Annotated in this window: 29 protein-coding genes; 5 read left to right on the forward strand and 24 right to left on the reverse strand. The window is 65.8% G+C overall.

Annotation, left to right across the window (positions count from 1 at the left end; translation table 11 throughout):
- Positions 1-111 precede the first annotated feature (111 nt).
- The gene (locus AC13GI_RS09850; RefSeq protein WP_482996159.1) at positions 112-492 is read left to right on the forward strand and encodes a tautomerase family protein; all 381 of its coding nucleotides are present in this window, start codon (positions 112-114) and stop codon (positions 490-492) included.
- An 82-nt stretch (positions 493-574) separates the two neighbouring features.
- On the opposite strand, the gene AC13GI_RS09855 is transcribed toward AC13GI_RS09850, so the two are convergent.
- From AC13GI_RS09855 to AC13GI_RS09970, 24 genes are all read right to left on the reverse strand, one after another.
- Positions 575-1,648, reverse strand: coding sequence for a phage late control D family protein (locus AC13GI_RS09855; protein WP_482996160.1), 1,074 nt, complete (start codon positions 1,646-1,648; stop codon positions 575-577).
- Entirely contained in the window at positions 1,639-1,854 is a 216-nt protein-coding gene (locus AC13GI_RS09860; RefSeq protein ID WP_089239180.1) for a tail protein X, read from the reverse strand. The genes AC13GI_RS09855 and AC13GI_RS09860 overlap by 10 nt, the downstream gene beginning before the upstream one ends.
- Entirely contained in the window at positions 1,838-2,305 is a 468-nt protein-coding gene (locus tag AC13GI_RS09865; protein WP_482996161.1) for a phage tail protein, read from the reverse strand. Before AC13GI_RS09865 ends, AC13GI_RS09860 begins: the two co-directional genes overlap by 17 nt.
- A 2-nt stretch (positions 2,306-2,307) precedes the next feature.
- A complete protein-coding gene (locus tag AC13GI_RS09870) occupies positions 2,308-4,761 on the reverse strand; it encodes a phage tail tape measure protein (RefSeq protein ID WP_482996162.1) in 2,454 nt (817 codons plus the stop codon).
- A gap of 120 nt (positions 4,762-4,881) precedes the next feature.
- A complete protein-coding gene (locus AC13GI_RS09875) occupies positions 4,882-5,172 on the reverse strand; it encodes a phage tail assembly protein (protein ID WP_089239186.1) in 291 nt (96 codons plus the stop codon).
- 83 nt (positions 5,173-5,255) lie between these two features.
- On the reverse strand, positions 5,256-5,759 hold the full coding sequence (locus tag AC13GI_RS09880; RefSeq protein ID WP_093817501.1) for a phage major tail tube protein: 504 nt from the start codon (positions 5,757-5,759) through the stop codon (positions 5,256-5,258).
- A 2-nt stretch (positions 5,760-5,761) separates the two neighbouring features.
- Positions 5,762-6,964 carry a phage tail sheath C-terminal domain-containing protein gene (locus AC13GI_RS09885; RefSeq protein WP_099819213.1) on the reverse strand — a complete coding sequence of 401 codons (1,203 nt, stop codon included), beginning with the start codon at positions 6,962-6,964 and terminating at the stop codon, positions 5,762-5,764.
- Positions 6,965-7,070: 106 nt separating this feature from the next.
- Positions 7,071-7,730, reverse strand: a complete 660-nt coding sequence (locus tag AC13GI_RS09890; RefSeq protein ID WP_482996163.1) for a hypothetical protein — start codon at positions 7,728-7,730, stop codon at positions 7,071-7,073.
- A 1-nt stretch (position 7,731) separates the two neighbouring features.
- Entirely contained in the window at positions 7,732-9,702 is a 1,971-nt protein-coding gene (locus AC13GI_RS09895) for a tail fiber domain-containing protein (protein ID WP_482996164.1), read from the reverse strand.
- A gap of 7 nt (positions 9,703-9,709) precedes the next feature.
- Positions 9,710-10,489, reverse strand: a complete 780-nt coding sequence (locus AC13GI_RS09900) for a phage tail protein I (RefSeq protein ID WP_482996165.1) — start codon at positions 10,487-10,489, stop codon at positions 9,710-9,712.
- Positions 10,482-11,378: a baseplate assembly protein gene (locus tag AC13GI_RS09905; RefSeq protein WP_482996166.1), complete on the reverse strand. Its 897-nt coding sequence runs from the start codon at positions 11,376-11,378 to the stop codon at positions 10,482-10,484. The genes AC13GI_RS09900 and AC13GI_RS09905 overlap by 8 nt, the downstream gene beginning before the upstream one ends.
- A 2-nt stretch (positions 11,379-11,380) precedes the next feature.
- The gene (locus AC13GI_RS09910; protein WP_482996167.1) at positions 11,381-11,719 is read right to left on the reverse strand and encodes a GPW/gp25 family protein; all 339 of its coding nucleotides are present in this window, start codon (positions 11,717-11,719) and stop codon (positions 11,381-11,383) included.
- Between the two features lie 52 nt (positions 11,720-11,771).
- Positions 11,772-12,362 (reverse strand): phage baseplate assembly protein V, encoded by a 591-nt coding sequence (locus AC13GI_RS09915; protein WP_482996168.1) that lies wholly within the window; start codon positions 12,360-12,362, stop codon positions 11,772-11,774.
- Positions 12,359-12,913, reverse strand: a complete 555-nt coding sequence (locus AC13GI_RS09920) for a hypothetical protein (RefSeq protein ID WP_482996169.1) — start codon at positions 12,911-12,913, stop codon at positions 12,359-12,361. The genes AC13GI_RS09915 and AC13GI_RS09920 overlap by 4 nt, the downstream gene beginning before the upstream one ends.
- A 119-nt stretch (positions 12,914-13,032) precedes the next feature.
- Positions 13,033-13,311, reverse strand: coding sequence for a hypothetical protein (locus tag AC13GI_RS09925; RefSeq protein WP_380652762.1), 279 nt, complete (start codon positions 13,309-13,311; stop codon positions 13,033-13,035).
- Positions 13,286-13,648, reverse strand: coding sequence for a hypothetical protein (locus AC13GI_RS09930; RefSeq protein ID WP_482996170.1), 363 nt, complete (start codon positions 13,646-13,648; stop codon positions 13,286-13,288). Before AC13GI_RS09930 ends, AC13GI_RS09925 begins: the two co-directional genes overlap by 26 nt.
- Before the next feature lie 11 nt (positions 13,649-13,659).
- A complete protein-coding gene (locus AC13GI_RS09935) occupies positions 13,660-14,145 on the reverse strand; it encodes a glycoside hydrolase family 24 protein (protein WP_099819222.1) in 486 nt (161 codons plus the stop codon).
- Positions 14,142-14,492 carry a hypothetical protein gene (locus AC13GI_RS09940; RefSeq protein ID WP_099819223.1) on the reverse strand — a complete coding sequence of 117 codons (351 nt, stop codon included), beginning with the start codon at positions 14,490-14,492 and terminating at the stop codon, positions 14,142-14,144. The genes AC13GI_RS09935 and AC13GI_RS09940 overlap by 4 nt, the downstream gene beginning before the upstream one ends.
- Complete coding sequence (locus tag AC13GI_RS09945) at positions 14,489-14,917, reverse strand: Mor transcription activator family protein (protein ID WP_482996171.1); 429 nt, start codon at positions 14,915-14,917, stop codon at positions 14,489-14,491. Before AC13GI_RS09945 ends, AC13GI_RS09940 begins: the two co-directional genes overlap by 4 nt.
- Before the next feature lie 361 nt (positions 14,918-15,278).
- Entirely contained in the window at positions 15,279-15,662 is a 384-nt protein-coding gene (locus AC13GI_RS09950) for a hypothetical protein (protein ID WP_099819225.1), read from the reverse strand.
- A gap of 168 nt (positions 15,663-15,830) precedes the next feature.
- Positions 15,831-16,367: a hypothetical protein gene (locus AC13GI_RS09955; protein ID WP_482996172.1), complete on the reverse strand. Its 537-nt coding sequence runs from the start codon at positions 16,365-16,367 to the stop codon at positions 15,831-15,833.
- 41 nt (positions 16,368-16,408) lie between these two features.
- Positions 16,409-16,636, reverse strand: a complete 228-nt coding sequence (locus tag AC13GI_RS09960; RefSeq protein WP_099819227.1) for a hypothetical protein — start codon at positions 16,634-16,636, stop codon at positions 16,409-16,411.
- A 62-nt stretch (positions 16,637-16,698) separates the two neighbouring features.
- Positions 16,699-16,983, reverse strand: coding sequence for a DUF7696 family protein (locus tag AC13GI_RS09965; protein WP_099819387.1), 285 nt, complete (start codon positions 16,981-16,983; stop codon positions 16,699-16,701).
- The gene (locus AC13GI_RS09970) at positions 16,983-19,319 is read right to left on the reverse strand and encodes a VapE domain-containing protein (protein WP_482996173.1); all 2,337 of its coding nucleotides are present in this window, start codon (positions 19,317-19,319) and stop codon (positions 16,983-16,985) included. The genes AC13GI_RS09965 and AC13GI_RS09970 overlap by 1 nt, the downstream gene beginning before the upstream one ends.
- 487 nt (positions 19,320-19,806) lie before the next feature.
- Between AC13GI_RS09970 and AC13GI_RS09975 the strand changes: the two genes are divergently transcribed.
- The 4 genes from AC13GI_RS09975 (at position 19,807) to AC13GI_RS09990 (ending at position 23,181) form a co-directional block, all read left to right on the forward strand.
- Positions 19,807-20,031, forward strand: a complete 225-nt coding sequence (locus tag AC13GI_RS09975; protein WP_482996174.1) for a hypothetical protein — start codon at positions 19,807-19,809, stop codon at positions 20,029-20,031.
- Positions 20,032-20,042: 11 nt separating this feature from the next.
- Complete coding sequence (locus tag AC13GI_RS09980) at positions 20,043-20,297, forward strand: hypothetical protein (protein WP_099819229.1); 255 nt, start codon at positions 20,043-20,045, stop codon at positions 20,295-20,297.
- Between the two features lie 229 nt (positions 20,298-20,526).
- Complete coding sequence (locus AC13GI_RS09985) at positions 20,527-20,913, forward strand: DUF2946 family protein (protein ID WP_482996175.1); 387 nt, start codon at positions 20,527-20,529, stop codon at positions 20,911-20,913.
- 129 nt (positions 20,914-21,042) lie between these two features.
- The gene (locus AC13GI_RS09990) at positions 21,043-23,181 is read left to right on the forward strand and encodes a TonB-dependent receptor (RefSeq protein ID WP_482996176.1); all 2,139 of its coding nucleotides are present in this window, start codon (positions 21,043-21,045) and stop codon (positions 23,179-23,181) included.
- The last annotated feature ends 5 nt before the right edge of the window (positions 23,182-23,186 follow it).

Below are 23,186 nucleotides of genomic sequence, written 5' to 3' on the forward strand. Positions count from 1 at the left end.
TGGGAACATGTCACGGATGGAGGCAGAGGGTTCCATCCATGCGCTGTCTTACCGGCCGGGGCAGGCGTAGTCTCAGCGCGTCGCCCTGCCCATCCACTCTGGAGTGCCACCATGCCGCTCGCCCGCATCGATCTTCGCAAAGGTAAATCCGTCGAGTATCGCCAGCGCGTCGGCGAGGCGATCTATCAGGCCATGCGCGCGGTCGGCGTGCCGGAGAACGATCGCTTCCAGATCTTCCAAGAGCACGACGCCGGCACGCTCGTGTTCGACCCGGGTTACCTGGGCATCGCCCGCAGCGATGACTTCATCTGCATCCAGATCACCTGGAATGAGGGGCGCACGCTGGAGCAGAAAAAGGCGTTGTATCTGGGCATTGCCGATGGCCTGCATGCGGCAGTGGGTATCCGCCGCGAGGATGTGTTCATCAATCTGGTGGAAGTGAAGAAGGAGAACTGGTCGTTCGGTAATGGCCAGGCGCAGTACGTGAGTTGATGCGCGAAGCGCATCCACGCGTGGCGTGGATCTACTGGGAGCCCGGCAGGGGCTAAGAGGCCAATCCAGGCGTGGCGTGGATCTACACTTCGCTGCCCACCTGCGGGGTCTGCTTCACCGCTGCGCTGCTGGCGGCCTTCACTGATTCGGCGCTGTTGGGCTGTTCGCACTCGATGCTGGTGCGGTAACCGTCGCTGCCGATGCTGTGCTCGGCGCGCTTGACCAGCCACTCGCCGTCCACGCCATCGCGGAAGCCCTGCATCACCACCGTGGCTTCGGCCATCAGCGACTCGCGCCCTGGAAGGCTGTAGCTCAGCGTGCGCGTCTGCCGCGCCTGCTCGCGATGCTTGGCGCGCGCGGCGGCTTCGGCGGTTTCGCGGTCGGCATAGGCCATGCGCAGGCGCACGATCGGCTCGCCGCTGCCAACCTTCACTTCCTGGCGCTGCGCGCCACGCACATCGCGGTAGTAGGCGATGGTGGTGCCGGCATCGTCGCGGGCAGCGATGGTGACGCGGTAGCTGCTGCCATCGGCCGGGGTGAGGGTCACGTCCGGAATGCGTTCGCCGCTGGCGGTGGTCGATTCACCACGCTTGACCAGCACCAGCCGGCCGCCGCCCGGTTTGGCGATGGCATCGTGCTGCTTGGCCAGGCGCAGCAGCAGGTTCATGTCCGACTCCTGCGACTGCACGGTCAGCGGCAGCACGATGGATGCCAGCGACGCACTCACCGCCGCGGTCAGTCCGTGCTCGGCCGCCATCCGCTGGACCATGTCGCCGATCGTCGTTCCCTTCTTCCAGCTGCGCGTTTTCTGCGTCTGCAGATCGTTCTTGCCGCCTTTGCTGGTTTCGAACGGCGCGGCGCGGGCGCGCAGGGTCATGCTGCCGGGATAGCCGGAAATCTCCACCTCATCGCAGATGTACAGGCCCATGCGCCGCACTTCGCCGTCGTAGCCGATGAAGGCCTCCAGCTCCGCGCCCACCGGCGGCAGCTGGATCGGATCGCTCGGATCATGGTCGGCCAGCTGCAGTTCCAGCGTGTCGGCGCTGTTGCCGGTCTCGTCGGTGATGCGCAGCGACTTGAAGCGCGACATGATCTTGTCGGTGATGTCCTGGCTGTTGGCCACCACGCGGAACGCGGGTGCGATGTTCAATCCCACAGTGATACTCCCTTGCGTTCATTGGCGGGACGCTGCACGTCCGGCAGGACAATCGCCACGCCTGCAGTGAGCACCGGGCCGCGCGCGGCCAGGCCGGGGTTTGCATCGAACACCGCGCGCAGGATCGCCGGTGACTGTTCGCCATAATGCGCGTAGGCAATACGGTCGACGACGTCGCCGTCGCGGGTGTTATACGTTCGTGCCATCGCTGTATTTCCGCAGAGTGAGTGTGAAGTCCTGCTTCTGGATCTGGCTGTCGACGGTGAATTCGCTGGAGGTAACGTCGATTTTCTCGATGACCCACAGACCCAGGTTGCCGCCCTTGCCGGTCAGCAGACGCTGCGGTTTTCCCTGGCTGGCCAGCTTGCGCAGTTGCGACATCTCGTTGCCGGCGCCACGGAACAGCGGGTAGACAATGCCTGGCAGTGTCATGGTGGCCGAGCCCGGGCCGGTGTACTGCAGTGCAGCCATCTGCCCGACGCGATCCTGTGCCTGCCAGCGGAAATCGTTGGACTGCTGGATCTGCTGGAATACAGCCGTGTTGAGGCTGAACTTGAATCCACCCAGCATCAGCAGTACCGGTGCGTTTCCGGAATCGTTGCTCTTGAATTGCGACAGCAGCTTGTCCACTGCGCCGGTTACGAACTCGCGCTTCATGCTTAGTTCCTGTCTCCCAGAGTGGCGCGGGCCTGCACGGCCTGCTGGTGCTGCAGCGCGTTGGCGGTCCGCCGTGCCAGCGCCTCGCTGGATTCACCGGGTTGCTGGTGGATGGTGATGTTGTTGGTCTGTTGCTGTTGCACGGTGGTGGGTGCGCGTGCGGTGGCAGAGGAGGGCATCGGCGGTGCCGGGCGACCTTGCTGCGCGCCTCCCAGGTCTGTCATGCGGCGCTTGAGACCGTCGTTGTCATTGGTGCCGACCGCGTATGCCACGCGCGCCATGTCACCGATGCCACCACCGCCGTTGGCTGCCATGGAGCCGTAGACCGCCTTGCCCATGTTTGCCCGGTCCATGGCGATGCCGGCGCCTTCGACCGCCTTGTCCTTGAGGAAGCCCAGACCACCGCCCACCTTCTCCGACACCCAGCCGATGCCATCGAGCAACGGCTGCAGCTTGCCCATGATCCAGTCGATGGCCGTTCCTGCTGATGCCATGATCGCGTCCCAGGCCCCGCCCAACGTGACGGTGATCCAGCCGGCGGCGATGCCGAGCATTTCACCCAGCCAGACCACGGTCTGCACGACGCCACCGATGACCTGGATGACCATGCGGAAGTTGGTCAGCAACGCTTCGCCAACCAGCGAGCCGATCTCGGCGACGCGTGACAGTTCATTGCCGGTGTACTGCGCCGGTTCCAGCATCTTCGACAGCCAGTCCCAGGCCTGGCCGATCAGCCCGGCCATGACCTCCCAGGCGGGGCGCAGCGGCTCGACGGCGCGCATCAGTTCGCCCATGGCGGCGCTTCCGGCGCCGCTGAGGCCATCCCAGACGCCACCGAGGAAAGCCTTGATCGGCTCCCAGTACTTGCGCACCAGCAGTGCGCCGGCGGTGATGGCGGCGACCGCGATGGCGATGGGACCGCCACCAATCGCGCCCACGGCAGTCGCGACCACGCGGAAGCCCGATGCCAGGCGCATGGCGGTGGGGCCGAACTGCCCCATCTGCGCAAGCAGGCTGCCGCCGCGGAACAGCTCGAAGGCCTTCTGCACCGCCAGGATCGGGCCCTGCAGGAACGTCCAGGCGTAGCGCACGCCGAGCACGGCGGTACGCATGCCCATCAGGCCGACCACAACCTGGGTGGTATTGGCGATCAGCTTCGGGTTTTCCTGCACGAACGATGCAACACCGTTCAGCAGTTCGGTCAGCTTCATTGCTGCTTCGCCAACGGCTGGCAGCAGCGCGGTCCCGAAGGCCTTGGACAGGTTGTCCACGGCGATCTTCGCGCCTTCGATCTTCTCCGGGTCGGTCTGCAGCTTGGCCGCAAAGCCACTGTCGGTGGTGCCTGCAGATGAGTTCAGCGCCTTGTCGCGGATGCGGATGTACTCATCCCAGTTCTGGATCATCGGGCGCACGAAGTTCTGCGCCTGTGCATCGCCGAACAGTTTGCCGATCTTCGTCTGGTCGCCGGCGGTGGCCTGGATGATTGCCTGCATCGCCGCGTCGAAGGGATTGCCGCCGCTGCTCTGCGCTTCGTTGATGATCCTGCGCAGATCCAGCTTGAAGCCCTTCTTGGCGCGGGCCTGCAGGTCGGGCGAGAGGATGCTGGCCATGAAGCGCTGCATGTTGCCGGCCGCTTCGTCCGCACCGCCGGCCCCTTGCCGGGCGACATCCAGGGCTGCGCCCATGGTGGCCGCGGCCGCGTTGCCGTGCATCTGCAGCGACTGGAATGCGCCGCCGAGCACGGGGAGTGCAGCGGCCATGTCCTTCAGGCCCAGGCCGCCGTCCTTGCCCGCTACGACCAGCACATCCAGCGCCGACTGCAGGCCGGCCGGATTGATCTTCAATGCCTGCTGCAGGCCCGACGCCGCCAGCGTGACGTCGTCGATGCTCTGGCCGGTAGCGGTGGTGGTGCGGCCGATTGCGCCGAGGCTGGATTGCGCGGTCTGTGCATCGAGACCGGCAGCGACCAGCTGGCTGACCGCACGCTGCAGTTCGCCCGCGCCCTGGTGGGTGCGGCCGGATTCGGCAAGGATGGTCTGGCCCAGCGCCGCGACCTGCGCGCGGGTCAGGTTGGCGGCGTTGCCGATGGCCTGGTTCTCGCGCGCGAAGCCGGCGGCGTTCTCCACCGGTTTGGCCAGCGTGGTGATGGCGCTGCCGAGCATGCCGCGTGCATCGCCGAACGCCGAACCCAGCTTCTCGCGCTTCTCCAGATTCGCGGTGCGCTTGTCTTCGATCCGCTGCAGCGCTTCCTGCGAAGCGCGCAGCGCATCGGCCTCGGCACGCATGCGGACGAACTGGTTGCTCGATCTGCCCATGAAATTGAGCTTGCGCTCGAGCTTGTCGGCTTCCTCTCCGAGGCGTTTCAGGCCATCGTTGCTGAAGGACAGTGCGTCCTGCAACGACCGGGAAACCGAGCCGCCGATCGTGATCGTTGTCGTTTGAACGTTACTCGCCATGTACCGGCAATCCCTGTATCCACCAGATGAACTTCGACACCCGCAGCGTCATGATCTCGCGCAGGCCCCAGCCGGTATGGCCGGCCAGGGCGAGCGCTCCCTGCCTGATCTGCGGCAGGGTCAGGTGGTAAAAAGCGCGACGCCGGCCTGCAGGCGGGCGTAGTCGCGCAGCGGCATCTTGCGCACGTCATCCGGTGCGATCTCGCACAGGTTGGCAATCATGCGTACTTCGCGCTGGGCGTCGGTGCCCTTGTCGTCCTGGTAGCGCTCCATGTCTTCCACGGTCGGTTCGCGCATGCGCAGCACGGCAGTGTCCACGCCGTTGACCTGGCGCGGGCGGGAAAGGGTGATTTCGGCGTAGCCGTCGCGTTCGATGACGGTGTCGGCGCTGGTCTTGGTCTTGCTGGACATGGATGTATTCCCGGATGTCGATGGAGATGCGGTGGATCCGGGGGCGCTGTGCGCCCCCGTGTACGTCGAGGCGGTGCCGGGAATCAGATACCCAGTGCGCCGCGGATGCCGGCCAGTGCGTCCACGCCGCCCTGGCGGGCGATCATGTTGGTCACGTCGATCTCCTGCACGACCTGCACGCCATGGGTCAGCTTGTAGTAGCTCAGTGCCAGGGAGACCTTGACCGTGCCCTTTTCGCCGACCTTGGTCTCGCCGCGGTCGAGGGTCTTCACCTTGCCGCGCATGTTGTGCACGACCGAAGTGACCGAGCCATCGTCGGCTTCCAGCGCCTCGCGGGCGGTGAAGCCGTACTCCTTGCTCTCGATGACGTGGAACTTGGACATGATCTCCGCGTCATCGGAGGCGAAGGTGACCTCGGCGGTGAGCTTGTCGTGGCCCAGCACGATCTCCGTCGGGGCAAGCATGCCGCCGGCCTGGAAGTCCTCGGTCTTCAGCGACAGCTTGGGGGCGGTGAAGGACATCACGCTGCCGGCAAAACCCTTGCCGTCGACGTAGAAGTTGAAGTTCTTGCGGATCTTGCGCGCCATGCTTAGAAGATCTCCGAGACGTAGTTGTTGTTCATGTGCATGCGGAAGGTCAGCTGTTCACCCGGGTAGGTCGGGGTGAAGTCGAAGTCCCAGTAGAAGCGGCCCTGGGCCACGCTGTCCGCTGCGTTCAGTTCGGGGTCGATCCAGCAGTTGCCGCCGAGGATCGCGCCCTGCGTCTTCAGGCCACGCAGGAAGGCATTGACGCCCTCGCGCACGTCATCGACGTAGGTCTTGCTGATGCCGCGGTCGACGGCCCACAGGTGGGCAGCCTCCAGGCTGTCGGCGATGATGTCGGCGGTGCGCACCACGCACAGGAACTGCCACTTGGGATCGATGCTGGCGGTGCGGTTGCCCCACAGGCGGAAACCGCCTTCGCGGATGATGGTCGCCACGTTGGCCTGGTTCAGCAGGTTGGCGCGGCTGGTCGCATCGGACAGGCCGAAATCGATCGCACGCGCAGTGCCGACGATGCCGTACAGCTCCTGGTTGGACGGCGACGCCCACCAGCCGCGTTCGTTGTCGCTGCGGGCGATGGCACCGGCCACGGCACCGGAGGCATAGCGGCTGACGATCGCTTCACCCTGCTGCACCAGCACGGCCGGGTCAACCACGTAGACACGCTTGGAACCGGTCAGTGCGGTGGTGGTCTTGGCCGCGTCGTCGTTGCTGTTCGGGCCGTCCTTGATGATGATCGCGCGCAGCTTGTCGGCGATGCCGAGCAGCTCGGCGATGACCGGGTTGGCCAGCACGGTGTCCGGACTGGCCGGGTCGGCCGGGTGCACGTGGGTGAAGCCCGGTGCTACCAGGATGCGCGGCTTCACACCGACGATGGACTTGGCGGCGAGCAGTGCGTGCACGCCAGAGTAAGCGCCGGTCTGTGCGTTCACGCCGCCCAGGACGTTGGCCAGGGTGGCACTGTCGGAGGCGCCGCTCTCGACACGGATCACGACCACGACGGCCGACGACTGGTCGAAGATCGCGTCCAGTGCGCCCGGCAGGGTGCCGGCTTCGGTGCCGGTCTTGGCCGACAGCTTGGCCGCCTGCGATGGCGAGGTCACCAGGACGGGAGTGTTGATGGGGAATGCATCGGCGTCAGCCAGCGGTGCGGTGCCGACGATGCCGATCACGCTGGTGGAGGCGACGGCGATCGAGCGGGCACCGGTGTCGATGTTGACGACCTGTACGCCATGGAGAAATTCGGTCATTCGGAGAGGTTCCTCGGTGTGGTGGTGTGCCTGCAGATGCAGGCGACGTGTATATCTTCGGGAAGGGCGACGGCGGCGATAATTGCAGCCGTGGCCCGGTGATCGATCAGACCCAGCCGGAGGCGCTGACGCTTGCGCTGAAGCTGGAGACCTGCGCGTTGCCGCCGGCACGACGCAGGTGGACGTTGATGCTGGTGGAGGCGCTTTCAAAACTGGTGGACCTGGCGGGCACGCTGATGGAGACGCCTGCCGATTGCGAAGACGCCAGCGAGGCGAACGACGGTGCACTGTTACTGAAGTACGCCGCTCCCTGGTTGCTTACACTGAACTGCACGTCGTACTCGGAGGCATTCGCGCCTGCCGGAAGCCAACGACCGGAGGCAACGACCGTGTTGCTGTTGTTGCCACCGCCGGTGACACTTCGACGGATGCTGTAGTTGCCATCGGACAGCATGTCGATCGAGACCGATGCCGATGCCGATCCGGTCGAGTTGGTCTTGGCACCGTTGCTTGCCGAGTAGCCCTGGCCATGGAACGGCAGGCGATAGCTGGCGCTGCCACGCGCAGCCCACAGGTTCGATACGTCCATGCCACCGACGCGATAGCCGACGTCGGCACGCTTGCTGCCGTACTGGATGTGGGCGTAGCGACGGCTGAGGTCAGTGCCGCCCACGCGCAGGCCGCAATCCTGCGCGACGGGGCCCTCCACGTAGGGATCGAACAGGTCGTCGAAGTCGACGCCTGCCGAGCGATATCCGCTGGCCATGTCAGCGCTCCGCCTTCAGTGCGCGCACTTCAGCGGCCAGTTCCTGGATGGCTTTGGCCATGACCGGCAGCAGTTGGTCCAGCTTGATCGAGGCAACGCGTTCGCCGTTGAACTCGACGCCTTCCAGGTCGACAGCTTCGGGTACCAGCTCCGCGAGCTGCTCGGCGACGAAGAACAGGCGGCGACGGCCGTCGCTGTTGTACTCCGGTTTGTAATGGCCCGTAGCCAGTTCCATGCGCTCGACGGCGGCCAGGCCATAGGGCACGGGGCCATCGATAGCCTTCAGTTTGCGCGAGGAGCCGAAGTCGTAGCCACCGCTCGTTATGAGGACTCCGCTGTCGGTCAGCGTCAAACGATCGACCCCCTGAGCGGTTGACGACCAAACGCGGAATGCGTTCCCGGCGCAGTAGAGGTGATATTCGATGCCGTTATTTAGACGATCTTGCACCACCAGTGCAGAAGCCCCGCCTGTGGAGCAAATGCCGCCATCTACCGCGAGTGTGCGATATGGGTCGTTGCTGATGTTTGCCTTGCGTGTTGGAGTGCCGCCGTTTGCGTCGTACCCGTAAAGAGACAGCGATGCACTGGATTCCATCGCGAAGGCAAAGCGCTGGATATTGTTGTTCCAGCCAAATCGCAGTGGAACGTTCTGGGTGTTTACCGCTCCGGTGTAGATGCTGAGCGTGCCGGACATGGTGTCCCCGGCTTTGGAGACCTTTGAGCTCGGATTGAAACTATCACTGGTCCAGATCGAGCCTCCCGAGTTCAGGTTGGCGACGAAGGCTCCTTCGCTGTTGCGGAAGCTGAATGCTGGTCCGCTCTTGAATAGATAGCTGTCACCCGAGCCAAAGTAGACAACGCCGTCGGTTGCAATGCTCCCCCACCCTGAAACGCGCAGGGAATTGTTCTTGACGGAGACCGCGCCGGTGAACGTACCGCCCGCTACATCCATCTTCGACTCCGGCGCAAAGTTGCCGGCATGCCACATCGCCGAGCCGTTCCAGCGTGGGGTGTCGCCGTGCTTGATGGTGATCTCACTGCTGGCCGCGCGATCATTGCTCCATACCCGCCACAGGCCCGCGTTGGCCCAGCCGCCGATGAACGACTGCTCTGCCCCCTGGGCGCCAAAGCCCACCAGCGGATACGTTCCGCCGACAAACTGCTGGTCGGTGAAGCTGTTCGTGCCTTTGGATGCCTTGCCGTCCAAGGCAGTCTGCAGCCCGGTCACATCTGCGATGACATGCTTGTGGCCGACCGTAGCGAAGTCACCCGCCAGGGCGAACGCGGATGCGTGCTTGCCATCCAAGGTATCGGCATCCAGGCCATTGCCATGGCCGGTGTCCTTCAGCGCGGCCCCCTTCAGCTCCAACGCGGTGCGTGCGGCGGCCGTGGTTGCGGCAGACAGCAGGGTCCTGGCCAGTGCCGTCGGTGCGGCCGCGCCAAAGCGCTTGTCGGTGAATGCACGCAGGCCGCGCGGAGTCACCGCGCGCTGGGTGTCGGCCGCGTCTTCCGCCTCGGTGTTGGTGGCCAGCTCGACCACGCCCAGCACCTCGGTGGTTGCCGGCGGGTAGACAAATTCGGCGTTGCCGAACTGGATCTGGGTGATGTCCACGTCGGTGAAGCGTGCATCCGTGGCCAGCAACAGCATCGAGGCCGCCGTCTTTTCCATGATCGGATCGGTCTGGCCGTAAGTGGCGAACAGCGTGCCATCGGCCAGGTACAGGCCGAAGCCGCGCAGCGAATAGGCGGTCGTGCTGTCATCGCGGATGGTCACGTGCAGCGTGTCATCGCCCACGGCCTGGCCGCCGAAGGTGGCGACGCGTTTGATCTCGCCTGGCAGCGCGGTCAGGCCGGCCGAAGGCGTGAACGCAGTGGACGTCAGGCCGATCTGGGTAACCAGAACGGCATTGGTGCCGGTATTCGGCGGATTGACCAGCTTGGCGAAGCCGGCGTCGGTGATTTTCAAGCGCATGCGGGGTTTACTCTCCGATCAGTTGGATGCGGCGGAAGGCCGTGGCGTGTGCGGCTGCAAGCGCGCCGATTGCTGCGTCGGCCTGCATGCCCTGGGTGAAGGTGAAATGCGAGCGCACCGGCTTGGTGCGAGTGATCTCTCCGATGACGTCGTCGACGAACATGGCGGTTGCCGCGGTGCCGCCCTGGTTGGCAATTGTCATCACGGCTTCAAAGGTGTGCGGCGGTCCCTTCGGCTGCAGCTGCCACCATTCGCGGATCAGTACCGAACCCCCGAATGCAGCGACCACGTCGCGCACGCTGCCGGCCGTGCCCTTGCGCCGCTGGATGGCGATCGCTGCGCGTACCCGCGCGCGTTTCACCGGTTCGGGCCAGTACGCCTTCCATTCGTCCACCGAGAGCGCCCATGCCAGCCAGGGCAGCAACGCGGCCGGACAGCGATCGGCGTCCCACAGGGCAGTGATGTCCACCGGCAGCGGGCGGGCAACGATCGCCTGCGACAGTGCGCGCTCGGCCTGGGTGGCATTGGGCGGCAGCAGGTTGGCTGACGACGGCACCCGGACCTGTGCGTCGGCGTCGATGGTCACGCCGGGCACAGGCGCGGCTGCGAGGGTGACCACGCCACCGTTGATGGACACATCGTTCAGGCGTCGGCGTCCCTGCCCATCCGTGCGATACACCGCCTCCACCGTTGCCAGCATGCCGCCGGGATGGCGGAACACCTGGTTCTTCCCATCAACCGCGCCACGCAGACGCGCATTGACAAGCCGCGTCGCGAGGTCACTCATCGTTGCCACCGTGGGCCAGCGTCACGGCGGTGCAGTACGTGGCCTGGGTACGGTCCACCACTACGTCCGCGGCGGGGCTTTCGATCACCACGCGTTGTACGCCCTCGGCATGCAATGCAGCGAACAGCCCGGAGCGGGTCACGTCGCGGCCGAGGCGATGCGATTCGACGATGTAGCGATCCAGGCGCGTGCGTGCTTCAGCCAACACGACCTGCGAGTCGGGACCGGCGAAGGTGTACAGCGTGGCGGCGACGGCGTAGTTGATGATGCTGGCCGCTTTCACCAGCACGTGATCGGTCAACGGGCGAACGTCATCTGCGCTCAGCTTCGCCTCGACCACGTCAAGCAGGCCCTGGGTGGCGGTGCCGTCGGCTTCACGCGACAGCACCGACACCACGACCTCACCGGGCGTGCTGCTGGTGGCGCTGGCATCCAGCACGCGCGGATCCGCGCTCAGTGCATGGAAGACGTAGGCGCCCTCCGGCCCCGCCACGCTGAAGCCTTCCGGTCCCAGCTGGATGCGGCGACGGAAGTCCTCGTCGTTTTCATAGCGAGGAAGGATGCCCTCCTGTGGCTTGCCGGGATCGAGTACCAGGCGTGCGATGCCAAAGATCGCCGCCAGCTGATCCAGATCGCTGCCCACGGCGTAGGCCAGCATGACGCCGCGCGCGGCATCGTTGACGCGCTGTCGGTCGAGCAGGCGCAGGTAGGTGCAGACTTCGAGGATCTTGAAGGCGGGATCCGACGGCAGCAGCGCGTCGAACGTGGGGTCCAGCGCCTGCAATGCAGTCAGCGACTCATCGAACATGGCTTCGAAATCGAGCACTTCGATGACCGCCGGGGCCGGCAGCTGGGAGAGATTGACACTGGTGAACGAGCCGGATGCCACGGTTAGCGAACCTCGATTCCTTCGATGGTGATGGCCTCGCCGTCCGGCAGGTGGATCCCGGTCACTGCCAGGATCATCACGCCGGGGGCGGGGAGGGAGACGTCGACGTTCTCGACGTGCAGTCGCGGTTCCCATCGCGCGAGTGCGTCGACGGTGGCCGCGATCAGGTCCATGCGCAGCGAGCGGTTGGTTGGCGCATCGATCAGTTCGAAGATGCGCGAGCCGTACTCGCGACGCAGGGCCCGGGAGCCAAGGGGCGTGGTGAGAACGTCACGCACGGACTGGTGCAGATGGGCCAGCCCATCCAGTGATTTGCCGGTGTTGGCGTCGATTCCTCGCATGGTCTCTATCGTCGTGGAGTACGGGTTTCCAGGGCATTGCAGCGATGGCCCATCACGCCTGTGCCGGCGTGGTGGGAGCCGTCGGGCCCTGGGCGGTGTGTTTGTGTGACTTCAGGCTGATGGCACCGGCCTTGACGTCTGCCGACGTACTGATGTCCTTGCCCGCGGTGATCGCACCCGCGACGTCCAGGTTGCCGGTGGCCTTGATCGCCGGCGTGTCGAGCAGTACCGATTCGCTGGCATGCACTTCTGCATTGGCGCAGTTGACGATGACCTTGCCGGCTCCGACGGTGATCGTCAGCGTGGTGGTTTGGCGGTCGTACTCGACGAGACTGCCGTCGGCGTACTGCGTGCGCTGCAGCTGGCGTGTGTCGGCCGGTGCGGGAAAGCGATCCTGGTAAAGGCTGCCGAGCACCAGCGCCTGGCCGGGGTCGCCATACGGACACGCCAGCACCACCTGTTCGCCGGGCTCCGGTGCGCACCAGCTGCGAATGCCCGGTCCGGCACGGCGTTCCAGCCAGGGGATCCAGTCGGTGAGCATGCCGTCGGCATCCACGCGCACGCGGCTGCCGGCTTCATCGAGCTCGCGCACCACGCCGATCATCAACAGATTGCCGATCAACCGGGCATGTTCAGCGCTCATGGTGCGTCATCCGCGAGCGGTTGGTAGCGCGACTCATGGGCCCGGCCGATCTCTGGTGCGAAGCTGTAGGACGCCTGCGGCACCACGCCATCGGCGTCCTCCCAGGCATTGCCGCCCAGCGCGATGGGCAGTGACCATTCGACGATCCAGGTGCGCAGATCTGGCTGCGCGGCTGCGGCATCCTCGGGTAGCGCGGCGATCACCTCGATCGCGCCACTGGGTACGCCGGGAAAACGGCCGAGCTGATGCAGCCAGGTGGCCAGGGTCACGGCGGCCCTGCGCAGCTGCAGGGCAGAGCCGGCTACTGCGGACTGCACGGAGATGCGTGCTTCAAAGCGCAGCACGGCCTGCAGTTGGCCGCTGCCATCATCGCTGTCCTTGCCACGGTCACAGCGGGTCATCGCCAGCAGGCACGCGGGTGTGGCCAGACTGCCGCTGTCAGCGTCGCGATAGAACTCGACGGTCGCGAAGTCGGCGAAGCGTGCTCGGATCGCCGCTTCGATGGCGGCGTGCAGCGCGTCCAGGGTGGAGGAGGGGGTGTCGGTTGCCATGTCAGCTCATGCGATGAATGGAAGGAAGAACGCGGCGGGCCGCGGCACGCGCTTTCTGCATGCAGTGTTGCCATTGGCAGGGGCGCGGGGCATTGCACGCGTGGCCGTGACTGGCTCGATCAGGGCCGGCGCGGTCCGTGAGCGCTGGCACTGTCATCAGCGATGCAGCCCGCAGGCCTCGGTGGTGGTGCACCATTGACGGTGAAACCTTGCTGGCTGCCGAGGCTGCACAGCAGCGCGCGCATCTGGTCGGCCAGTTCGTGGTACTGGCGCGCCACGGCAACGTGGTTGCGCAGCAGCGCATCGTCATCGGCGGCCTGCAGATCGGGCAGTTCCTGCGGCGCGCGCAGTTGTGCCGGTGCAATACTGATGTCAGGGATGACGAGGGCGGCCGGCATTGGCTTCGCGCCAGATGCGCACGAACTCAGCATCAGCATCGCCGCGGTCGCGGCCAGGAGTCTTGGCATGGGTGTCGATGTCCTGTTGCAGCGTGACGAACTGCCGGGTGCGCGCGGACTGCATGGCCAGGCGCTGTGATTCGGCCTGTGCACCAGCCTGTGCGTTGGTGTGGTCCTGCTGGCGCGCGACGAGTGCGGTGTCGGCACGTCTGGTCTGCTGCGCGACCTGTGCGCTGGCGGCAGCGAGATCCGCGCTGCGGTCACGCAGCTCCCAGGCCAGCCAGGCGCAGCCCACGTGGCTGGCAACCAGGCCCAGCAAGGCGATGCGAAGCCTCACGGGAATCGGCATCACTGCAGAAGCCCCCCAGCAGCGCGATAGGCGGTGCGCAGCGTTTCCAGTGCATGCTCCTTCTGCCCGTAGCCGGCGCCCGGCAGCGACGCCCAGATGCGGCGGGCGGCGGCGACCGCGGCATCGAAGCGGCCCAGGCGGATCAGATCGTAGGCACCGCATTGTTTGAGCAGCGCCACCGCCGCGCGGTCCTGCGAGACCGGGCCGAAGTCCGGCAGGTCCAGGCGCGCGCGCAGGTCGTCCCAGGTGCTGCGCAGGAACTGGTAGCGGCCGGCGGCACTGGACGTGATGCCGTAGCGTGGCAGCGACACCAGTACGCGCGGATGGTCGCGGGAATCGTTGAAAAGCTGGCCGCCGACGATCACGTCGTAGCCGCGATTGCGGGAGCGCTGGCCGGGAATATCGGTGCCTTCGGATACGGCCAGCATGTCCAGGAACGCGGCCACGTTGGCGCCACCGAGGGCGCTGGCTGCGGCGGCGGTCATGCAGTCGCTCCCGAACGCTTGCGCACCAGGTCCAGCAGCGCATCGATCTGCACGCTCTGCTGGGCAATCTGCGCGCGCAGGGCGCTGACTTCACCGCGTAGCTGGCCAATCTCCTGGGCCATGGCCTCGCGTTCGTGCATCAGTCCATCGGCGCGTGTGCGTTCGGCGGCCAGCTGTTCCTGCAGGGTGCGCAGGGTGTTGCTGGTGGCTTCATCGGCGGTGCGGTCGACCTTGGCGGACGACAGCCATTGCCGCAGCCACAACGACACTGCGATCAGTACCCCGGAGGTGCCGCCCAGGTACTTGGCCCAGTCCGGCACACCGGCCAGCAGGTCGCTCTCGTTCATGCGCGTGCGTACCCCTTCAGCAGGGCCGGATGGACGGCAGGGGCCGGGGCAGAGCGCGCACCGCGGAGTGCGCGCTTGATGGTGGTCTGCGATACGCCGAATTCCTGCGCCACGTGCTCGCGGGGCATGCCGCTGGCCACCGCGCGCGCGATCTGCTCGCGACGCTCATGTGCGCTGGCGGCGAAGCAGGACGCCAGGAACAGCAGTTCACCGCCGAAGTGGGCGACCAGCCGCTGGGCCATCTCTAGGCCAAGAATGTCGATCAGTCGATGCTGATCGGGCAGGGTTGAGGGGACGTAGACGATGACGCGGTGGCGTCCGGTGGTGCTGGAGGTGGTCGGCGGCCACGCATGCACCAGCGTGAGGGCTGCGGATTCGCCGATGACCTCGGCAAGGGTCTGGATGCTGTCGGGCAGGGCGTTCATGGCGAGGTTGGTCAGTGGCATTGGTATCCACTGTTGCCATCCCGTCGATCACGTCAACACCTTTCATCTACTTCTGGATCTGTCGACTGAAGGCCTTCAGATGCGTGCGCGAGGATCGGCGAGGACCTGCATGCGCAGGTTTGCGAGTCGCCATGCTTTGCCGTCCAGCCTTGCCCGCCCTTTTTGCTGGTTCTGTAGTACTCCTTGTCCTCATGTGCTGGAAACAGACGCAGGACAAGGGAAGGTGGCAGGTACAGGGTGAGGACGGCCACAGGGTAGATCCTCGTGCCGGGCGCGCCGGGCTCTGAAACGAAAAAGCCCCGGACGATGCCGGGGCTTCAGGACTGCAGGTGGCGCTGGGTCAAAGGTCAAACACCAGGTTGCCGCCGGTCTTGCGCGGGATATAGCCGGCATCTCGCAGCCAGCGGGCTGCATTGACCTGGTCCATGCGCTTGACCGGGAAACGGTTGGCGAACATCAGGAAGCGTGCCACGGTGATCGACTCGCCCTTGCCCTTGAGCGCGGCCAGCGTCTCGATGAACCACGGTGCGGGGGGCTGCTGGTTGCCGGGGCGGGCGGCGGTACGCGCCTGTTTGGCGGCAGCGGCCTCGGGCTGGGCGCCGGCCAGCGAGCACAGCGAAATGAAGATCGCATCCAGACTCACGATGTCCTTGCCACCCTTGGGCTGCGACTTGAACAATGCGATGGCCTTCTGGCGTGTCGACGTGAACTGTTCGACCTCCATGACATTTCCTCTCTGCGAAAGCGGTTGGGGATGCAGGGTGACGGCAGGTGCCGTCATTGATGGGGAACGACCTTACATCATTTTCGCCGATGATGGGCCGGAACCTGCGTTATGGATGAAAAAAGCAACGGACCGGCCCGTCGCGCGGCGGCGGTTCCGGCAGGCCGTTCAGATCACGCCACGGCACATCAACTGGTCCAGTGCCGTGCGCACCAGATCGGCCGCGCTGCGGTCGTTGTGCAGCTCGATATCGATCAGCGCGGCGGGCAGCGGCTGGCCGCCGGCATGCAGGTCCACGCTGTCGTGGCCGGGGCGGGTGATGCGGATGACAACGCCGCCCTGGCGACGGATGGCGCGTGCCTCGTCATCGAAATGGACATCGGGAACCAGGCCACCTGCGGGCAGGCGCGAGAACAGTGAGCGTACCCACAGCTCCGGATGAACGTGTTCCCGGCCCCTTTCGGCGCCGTTGCTTTGCCGTAGCCGGGAAGCGAATGTGTCACAGGGCAGTGCCAGCGCAGAGGCCAGCCCGTTGGCGAGGGTGTCCTTGCCAACGCCCTTGCCACCGGCGATGCCGATGTAGAGCGGTGGCCGCGTCAACGGCACCGAGTGCAGCGGCACGCTGGCAAAGGCGGATCCGCAGCGGAATGCGGCCAGTGTGTCGGCGATCATGCGCTGGCTGCTGTCGAGCGAGGCGGGGATCATGCGGTGTCTACTCCTGGGGGAATGCACAGGTGCGGCGGCAGTCAACAGTCGCTGCCGGTGCTGCTGCGGGCGCGCAGGATGCGCTGGGTGATGCGGCCACCGCGTGCTGCGGCGGCGATGGGGTCGAAGCACAGCATCGCCGTGGACGTGCGGCGGCCGGCGGCGAGGTGGTCGCGGATGGTCCGTTGCGACAGAACGGGTACGCGTTGATGGATCTGCTGCACGGTCAACTGTTCGCCTTCAAAGGCGTGCAGGCGGGCGCGAGGCATGGCTGGGCTCCTGGGAGGTGGCGTGGCCGTTGCCGGTATCTTGCCTTTGCCTGCCTCTTCAGTCAACACCTTTCATCTACTTGCATCCAATCTTCGACGCGCGGGGCTGTTGCGTCCCATAGCCGCAGCGCCGCCGCTGCCAGCCGATCGCGCTCGGCATGGCCGCGTGCCACCTGCACGCGCTGGAGGTACTGCTGGCGGTGTCGGCGCGGACCGATCCTGATCCTGCGTCCGCGCGCATCGATGCAGTGGTAGCCGTCCAGCCCCAGCAAATGCCGTGCCTCGCAGTCCAAACGCCACTCGACACTGCCGCTGCAGACATCACGTCCGTCGTGGGTTCGCGGCATCAGAACGGTCCGGCGGCGTGCTCGGCGATGCTGCGGCTGCGCGGTGGCATCAGCCACACCTTCGCCCGTTCCTTGCCGATCAGCCTGGTGCGCACCTCATGGCGCTTGACCACGTAGGCCGCCGCCTCGTTGACGTCACGCCGATTAGGCTTGTCGATGCCCACGGCAATGGCGATCTCGGTGGCGCGATAAGGCACGCTGCGCTGCTCGGCAGGCAGCGACCAGTCGAAGTGACGGTCGATCAGCTCGGCAATCGGCGAGATCGGTTCATGTTCGCTGTTGGTGGCGTTCAGCGCGTCCAGCTCATCGCTGGCCAGATGCCAGGTTTCGCCGCTGCAATACAGCGCATGGGCCTCGGCCCAGACCTGCTGCATGTCGATCCGTGCCGGTTCGCCCAGCGCCACCGCGTGCACGGTCCACCAGCGTGTATTGCCGGTGGCATCGCGCAGGAAGCGTTCGTCGTTGACACTGGCAAACAGGATCGTGCGCCGCGCGTAGCGTGATTCGGTGCGCGCATAGGGGCGCCGGATCTCATCATGGCTGCGGGAGATGAACGATTTCAACGCGGCGATATCGGTGCGGCGGAACGTGGCATCGACCTCGCCCAGCTCGACGATCCATTTGGAGATGACCTGCTTGACGCTGTCCTTGTTGGCGGGATCGAGCACCACGCCATCGGCGATCAGCTGCAGCTCGGCCGGCGCCAGCTGCCGCGCCCAGCGCGTCTTGCCCAGGTTCTGCTTCGACACGAAGGTCAGTACGCCGCGGGCGACCACGCCATCGGGCTCGAATGCGGCGGCAACGCCGGAGATCAACCAGCGTCGCATCAGGATCTCCTTCAGGATGCGGCCGTCGGCCATGCGAGTGGGCTGGGCTTCCTGCACCGTATCGAAGAACGCCTGCAGGCGTGATTGCCCATCCCATGGCCGCGAGCCGATCCAGCTGGCGACCGGGTTGTACGGATTGGCTTCGGCCACCTGGCACAGGTTGGTCTCGAAGCTGGCGATGGCCATGCCGGCGCGATGCATGCAGTCCATCACCTCGCCGGCGGCGACCTCCTTGGCGTTGTCCACCGTGGTCTGCAGGCCGGGGACGAGGATTTCCAGATCCTTGCGGATGACGTTGTAGCGCACGGTCACGCCGGTGCGTCGGCACAGTTCGGCCAGATTGCGTGCAGTCGGCAATGGTCGGCCACGCGCGCTGCAGTCGGGGAACGGGGTAAAGGTGTCAAAGGCGGAGAGATTGCCAGGCACCAGATAGCGCGCGGCGGCCGTTGCCGGTGCGTCATCCTCTGTGGCGGCTTCATCCCCGGTGGCGGCAGCAGCGGGCATCAACTGCGCACGCAGAACTTCCAGTCCCTCGCGCAGATGCAGATCGTTGAAGTCGGTGGGGCGGTCCTCCTCGTCGTGCAGAATGGCGAACTCGGGCCATACCACGCGTGCGTCGATCTCCGCAGCGGCATGCGTGGCGTGGGTGACGCCGGGATTGTCCAGCGGCTGCCGGGTCCATTGGTCGTTGTCGGCACAGATCACGAAGCTTGCCTCGGGCATGGCGGTTCGCCATGCCCGCGCGACCGATGCCAGGTTGCCGGCGTCCCAGGCCACCACCACGCACCAGCCGGTCGCCTGATGGATGGACTCCGCGGTGGCATAGCCCTCGGCGATGGCGATGGGCTCGCTGGACAGCGGCTTGCCGAGCACATGGAAGCAGCCCTGTTTGCGGCCGCCAGCCAGGAAGTCCTTGTCGCGACCAAGCGCCAGATCCATGCGTGGAAAGATCGCCTGCAGCGAGACGATGCGGCCTGTGGCATTCATCACCGGCACCAGCAGTGCGTTGTCGATGTGCCGGAACACCAGGCCATCGCCGTTGCGCACCGGCCACGCCGCCACGCGCAGTCCGTGCGGCTGGATGCCCTTGCGCACAAGATACGGATGGCTGGCATCGGCAGGCACGGCACGGCTCCATAGGACATTGGCCGCCTTGGCTGCCGCGTCCTCGCGCTCGCGCTGCAGTCTTTCCCGGTCGGCGCGGGCCGCTTCCTGGCGCTGCCGGATCGCACGCTGCTCGGCGGCGGTCAACGAGGTTGGCGACTTCGCGCACCACCCATGGCGCAGGCCGGTACGCCAGCTGCCGAACTCGCCGGCCGGCACGTCGTCGCCGAACAGCACGGCCCAGCCATTGCGGGTGCCGCGCCGATCCCCCTCGACGTGGAAGCGCACCAGCGTGCCGTCCGCATTGAGTGCATCGCGGCCACGCGCATCCGGCACGATGCCGTGTGCGTGCATGGCCTGCAGGAATGCCGGAACGATGTCCTGCACTGGGTGCGGTGTCTGCATTCGGCGGGGCCCCCTTGAAGCATGGTTCGGTTCACCGCGGCCGGTTGCGGCCATGGTGCTGTCTGCTGCCCGCAGTACGCGGGACATGCGGCGGCTGCCCGACGCAACGTGGTCAGTGGGTGATGGAAGGTGGTGACGCCGTCATGGTGTCGGAATGAACTTGCTTTTGCAACACCTTTTGACACCTTGCATCCCTGGCCTTGCAGCGTCTGTTTGTCCGCGAGGGATCTGCGATGTCAGTCGCAGATCGCGGTCATTGCGACGATGCGTCGCAGCCAGCGAGAACGCATTTTCCGATGATGGCGGTGCCGTTCGACACGGCCCTTCGCTCTCTCTCATTGCCCGCCCCGGGCGCCATGCACAAGGAGTCCGCATGCCTGAAAACGAACCCGATGAAATACGCCTGTCCGACGCCGCGCGCATGCCGCGCATGATCGTCGCGACGTTCTCAATCGGTGCGACCACCTCCCGATAAAATACGACTGGCATGACGGACACCATCGACGAAGCGCAGGAACTGCAAGCGCGCCACCTGCAACGCGCCTTGGCCCAGCACGCAGTGCGGGCCAGCAACGTTGCCCCTCTCACACCCACTGGGGAGTGCCACAACCCGGACTGCAGCGAAGACTTCGAAAACGATCCGGCCAGGCTGTTCTGTGGGCCTGCCTGCGCCGAGCGTTTCGAAGCCATCCATCAACACCGCAACGCATAGGAACAGGGGACATGTCTCTGAACAGCAACGACGCTGGCTTCACCGAACGCATCGCCGTGGTATCGGCCGAGCTCGCTGTATTGATGAGCCTGGTGGAGCATCACATCCATCTGCAGCTGGCCGACCTGGCTGACTCCGGGGATGTGGATGCACAGGAGCGATTCGCGGTAGCCGATCCGGAGCGCTGGTTGGAGAACGCCCGCAACAGCCTGCAGGCGGGCGTCATGTTCTTGGAACGCGCTGTGCAGCAACCGGCGCGATTCTAACGTTGCCGCCAGGGACGGAAGGGGGCTGTCACATCGGTCGCTCCTCCGTCCCCTCCGGCGGATATCCGCGCATGGTGTGGATCTGCAGGGGGCCAGCCCCTGCGTCACGATGTCGCAGGTCCGCACCAGCAACCCTGAACGTGGTCCAAGGTTGGCCGCACCCTCGTAGAATGGCCGGGTGCGTCGCTCCGTTCTCCACCGCCGGTTCCAGACCCTGGCATGGCTTGCCATGCTGCTGGTGCTGCTTGCCCCGCTGGTGAGCCGCTGGCTGGCGCATGCGCACGTTGCTGTTGCTGCACCGGTGGCGGTCATGGACCACACCCTGCACGCGCAGCACGCGATGGAAGGGCACCACGACCATCACACGATGGCAATGCAGCATGGCGAAGCGGCCCCGAAGCCGCCGGCCGATCCACACGCCGACCACGAGATGGGCGTGGACTGCGACTACTGCCTGATTGCCGCACGGCTGATCACCCTGCTGGTGGCGGCGCTGCTGTTGATGATGCCGCTGGCACCGGTATGCCGCGCGCTGCGTGGTGCGGTGCAGACCTTGCCGCAACGGATCAGCGGCACGTTGGGAGCGCGCGGGCCACCGGTGCTGCTGGCTGCTTGAGCCCTGCGCGTGCGCCCTTGGATTGATTCTCCCGAGCTGCCAGGCATGGCCTGGCACTACTGCGTGCGCGTTTCCCGAACTCCTTGAGCTTCCCTGCTACTGCGGGGTGGCCTTGCATGCCGTGAAACAATGAAAACAATCCCCAACTCCGCGCGCCAGCGCCGGGCGGCGCTGTCTGTCGCTTGTGCGCTGCTGCTGCACTCTGCTTCTGCCCTTGCTGCCGACGCGGCACCACCGACCACCCTGGATACCGTCCGCGTGGTGGATACCCGCAGCGGTTCGCTGTCCTCCACTGCGAGCACCGGCTCGGCCCTCGGCCTGAGCGTGCTGCAGACCCCGGCAAGCCTGACCGTGATTTCGCGCGCGCAACTGGAGCAGCGCGGTGATTCCACTCTCAACGACGCGATCACCCGCGCCGGTGCGATCAGTGCACTTCCCCATCCGGGCAACGGCCTGAGTGCGCTGTCCAGCCGTGGCTTCACCGATGGCGCCTCGGTGATGCGCCTGTACGATGGCCTGCGCCAGTACGGCGGCGTGGGCGTCACCTTTCCGTTCGATACCTGGTCGATCGAGCGCATCGAAGTGCTGCGCGGGCCGGCCTCGGTCATCCATGGTGATGGCGCCATCGGCGGCGTGGTCAACATCGTGCCGAAGAAGCCTTCGCGCGGTGCCATCGAGAACGAGGTAAGCGTCACCCTGGGTAGCGAAGACACTGCGCGACTCGGATTCGGTAGTGGCGGTGCGCTCACGCCGGCGCTGGCCTACCGCGTGGACGTCAGCGGCAACTACAGCAGCGGGTGGGTCGACCGCGGCCACAACGGCGATGCCACGTTTTCCGGTGCGTTGCTGTGGCAGCTAGGGGCGGATCTGCAGTTCACGCTGACCCATGCGCAGGGCTACCAGAAGCCGATGCGCTACTTCGGTACGCCGTTGATCGATGGGCGGCAGCTGGATGCACTGCGGCACGAGAACTACAACGTGGCCGACAGCGTGATCCGTTTCCGCGACCGTTGGACCCAGCTTGATGCGCTGTGGACGCCTAGCGAGAACGTGGAATGGCGCACGCGCGTCTACCAGATCGACAGCCAGCGCGACTGGCGCAACGCCGAGGCCTATGTCTACAACGAGCGCACCGGCCTGATCGACCGCTCCGGCAACACCCAGATCACCCACAACCAGGACCAGACCGGCCTCACTTCCACGCTGCGCCTGCTGGGAAATGCGGGTGGTCTGCCCAACAGTTTCGCCGTCGGCCTCGATGCCAACCGTGCGCATTTCAAGCACACCAACAACACCTATGCGGGAAGCTCGGGGCCTGTGGATCCCTTCAACCCGGTGCCCGGCGGGTTCGTCAGCGATGCACCCAACCTGCCGCGCTACCGCAACAGCGCCGAGCAGGTCGCGCTGTTCGTGGAGGACCGGCTGGAACTGAGCGAGCGCTGGTCGGTGCTTGCTGGCCTGCGCCACGATCGCGCCACGATCGACCGCAACGACCTGGTCAGCGGCCAGCGGGCGTTCTCGAAGACCTACAACAGCACCGGCTGGCGCGCGGGCACAGTGTTCGCGATACAACCGTCGATGACCCTCTATGCGCAGTACTCGCAGGCGGCGGACCCGGTCAGCGGTCTGTTGATGATCAGCCCGGCCAACGGCGTGTTCGATCTGGCCAAGGGCAAGCAGATCGAGGTCGGCATGAAGCAGGCCTTCGATGGGGGTGAGTGGACGCTGGCGGCCTATCGCATCCGCAAGACCGGTCTGCTCAGCCGTGACCCGATGCAACCGGACCGTCGCGTGCAGGTGGGTGCACAGGCCTCGAAGGGAATCGAAGCCTCGTTGAACTGGGCCTTCGCGCCGCAGTGGTCGCTGGATGCCAACGCGACCGTGCTCAAGGCCGAGTTCGAGGACTTCCTGGAAGCCACCGGCACGCCGGCGGTGATCGTCTCGCGTGATGGCAACGTGCCGCCGAACGTGGCCGAGCGCCTGGCCAACGTCTGGTTGAGCTGGCAGTTCCTGCCCGACTGGAGCGTGGCCAGCGGCGTGCGCTACGTGGGCAAGCGCTATGCCGACAACGCCAACACGCTGCAGCTGCCGGGCTACACCACCAGCGATCTGGCACTGACCTGGCAGGCCGCGCCGCGTACACGGGTGACCGCACGCATGTTCAACGTGTTCGACAAGGCGTACTACGCCACGGCGTACTACACCAGTACGCAGTGGCTGCTGGGCGCCGACCGGCGCGTCGAATTCACCTTCGACCATCGCTTCTGAGGAAG

This window comes from Stenotrophomonas sp. 82F1, assembly GCF_056861525.1.

Excerpts from the sequence above, each read along its gene's own strand:
- AC13GI_RS09850 (WP_482996159.1), top strand. The coding sequence starts at position 112 with ATGCCGCTCGCCCGCATCGATCTTCGCAAAGGTAAATCCGTCGAGTAT.
- AC13GI_RS09860 (WP_089239180.1), bottom strand. The coding sequence starts at position 1,854 with ATGGCACGAACGTATAACACCCGCGACGGCGACGTCGTCGACCGTATT.
- AC13GI_RS09865 (WP_482996161.1), bottom strand. The coding sequence starts at position 2,305 with ATGAAGCGCGAGTTCGTAACCGGCGCAGTGGACAAGCTGCTGTCGCAA.
- AC13GI_RS09870 (WP_482996162.1), bottom strand. The coding sequence starts at position 4,761 with ATGGCGAGTAACGTTCAAACGACAACGATCACGATCGGCGGCTCGGTT.
- AC13GI_RS09875 (WP_089239186.1), bottom strand. The coding sequence starts at position 5,172 with ATGTCCAGCAAGACCAAGACCAGCGCCGACACCGTCATCGAACGCGAC.
- AC13GI_RS09880 (WP_093817501.1), bottom strand. The coding sequence starts at position 5,759 with ATGGCGCGCAAGATCCGCAAGAACTTCAACTTCTACGTCGACGGCAAG.
- AC13GI_RS09885 (WP_099819213.1), bottom strand. The coding sequence starts at position 6,964 with ATGACCGAATTTCTCCATGGCGTACAGGTCGTCAACATCGACACCGGT.
- AC13GI_RS09890 (WP_482996163.1), bottom strand. The coding sequence starts at position 7,730 with ATGGCCAGCGGATATCGCTCGGCAGGCGTCGACTTCGACGACCTGTTC.
- AC13GI_RS09895 (WP_482996164.1), bottom strand. The coding sequence starts at position 9,702 with ATGCGCTTGAAAATCACCGACGCCGGCTTCGCCAAGCTGGTCAATCCG.
- AC13GI_RS09900 (WP_482996165.1), bottom strand. The coding sequence starts at position 10,489 with ATGAGTGACCTCGCGACGCGGCTTGTCAATGCGCGTCTGCGTGGCGCG.
- AC13GI_RS09910 (WP_482996167.1), bottom strand. The coding sequence starts at position 11,719 with ATGCGAGGAATCGACGCCAACACCGGCAAATCACTGGATGGGCTGGCC.
- AC13GI_RS09915 (WP_482996168.1), bottom strand. The coding sequence starts at position 12,362 with ATGAGCGCTGAACATGCCCGGTTGATCGGCAATCTGTTGATGATCGGC.
- AC13GI_RS09920 (WP_482996169.1), bottom strand. The coding sequence starts at position 12,913 with ATGGCAACCGACACCCCCTCCTCCACCCTGGACGCGCTGCACGCCGCC.
- AC13GI_RS09925 (WP_380652762.1), bottom strand. The coding sequence starts at position 13,311 with ATGCCGGCCGCCCTCGTCATCCCTGACATCAGTATTGCACCGGCACAA.
- AC13GI_RS09935 (WP_099819222.1), bottom strand. The coding sequence starts at position 14,145 with ATGACCGCCGCCGCAGCCAGCGCCCTCGGTGGCGCCAACGTGGCCGCG.
- AC13GI_RS09940 (WP_099819223.1), bottom strand. The coding sequence starts at position 14,492 with ATGAACGAGAGCGACCTGCTGGCCGGTGTGCCGGACTGGGCCAAGTAC.
- AC13GI_RS09945 (WP_482996171.1), bottom strand. The coding sequence starts at position 14,917 with ATGAACGCCCTGCCCGACAGCATCCAGACCCTTGCCGAGGTCATCGGC.
- AC13GI_RS09950 (WP_099819225.1), bottom strand. The coding sequence starts at position 15,662 with ATGGAGGTCGAACAGTTCACGTCGACACGCCAGAAGGCCATCGCATTG.
- AC13GI_RS09955 (WP_482996172.1), bottom strand. The coding sequence starts at position 16,367 with ATGATCCCCGCCTCGCTCGACAGCAGCCAGCGCATGATCGCCGACACA.
- AC13GI_RS09960 (WP_099819227.1), bottom strand. The coding sequence starts at position 16,636 with ATGCCTCGCGCCCGCCTGCACGCCTTTGAAGGCGAACAGTTGACCGTG.
- AC13GI_RS09965 (WP_099819387.1), bottom strand. The coding sequence starts at position 16,983 with ATGCCGCGAACCCACGACGGACGTGATGTCTGCAGCGGCAGTGTCGAG.
- AC13GI_RS09970 (WP_482996173.1), bottom strand. The coding sequence starts at position 19,319 with ATGCAGACACCGCACCCAGTGCAGGACATCGTTCCGGCATTCCTGCAG.
- AC13GI_RS09975 (WP_482996174.1), top strand. The coding sequence starts at position 19,807 with ATGACGGACACCATCGACGAAGCGCAGGAACTGCAAGCGCGCCACCTG.
- AC13GI_RS09980 (WP_099819229.1), top strand. The coding sequence starts at position 20,043 with ATGTCTCTGAACAGCAACGACGCTGGCTTCACCGAACGCATCGCCGTG.
- AC13GI_RS09985 (WP_482996175.1), top strand. The coding sequence starts at position 20,527 with ATGCTGCTGGTGCTGCTTGCCCCGCTGGTGAGCCGCTGGCTGGCGCAT.
- AC13GI_RS09990 (WP_482996176.1), top strand. The coding sequence starts at position 21,043 with ATGAAAACAATCCCCAACTCCGCGCGCCAGCGCCGGGCGGCGCTGTCT.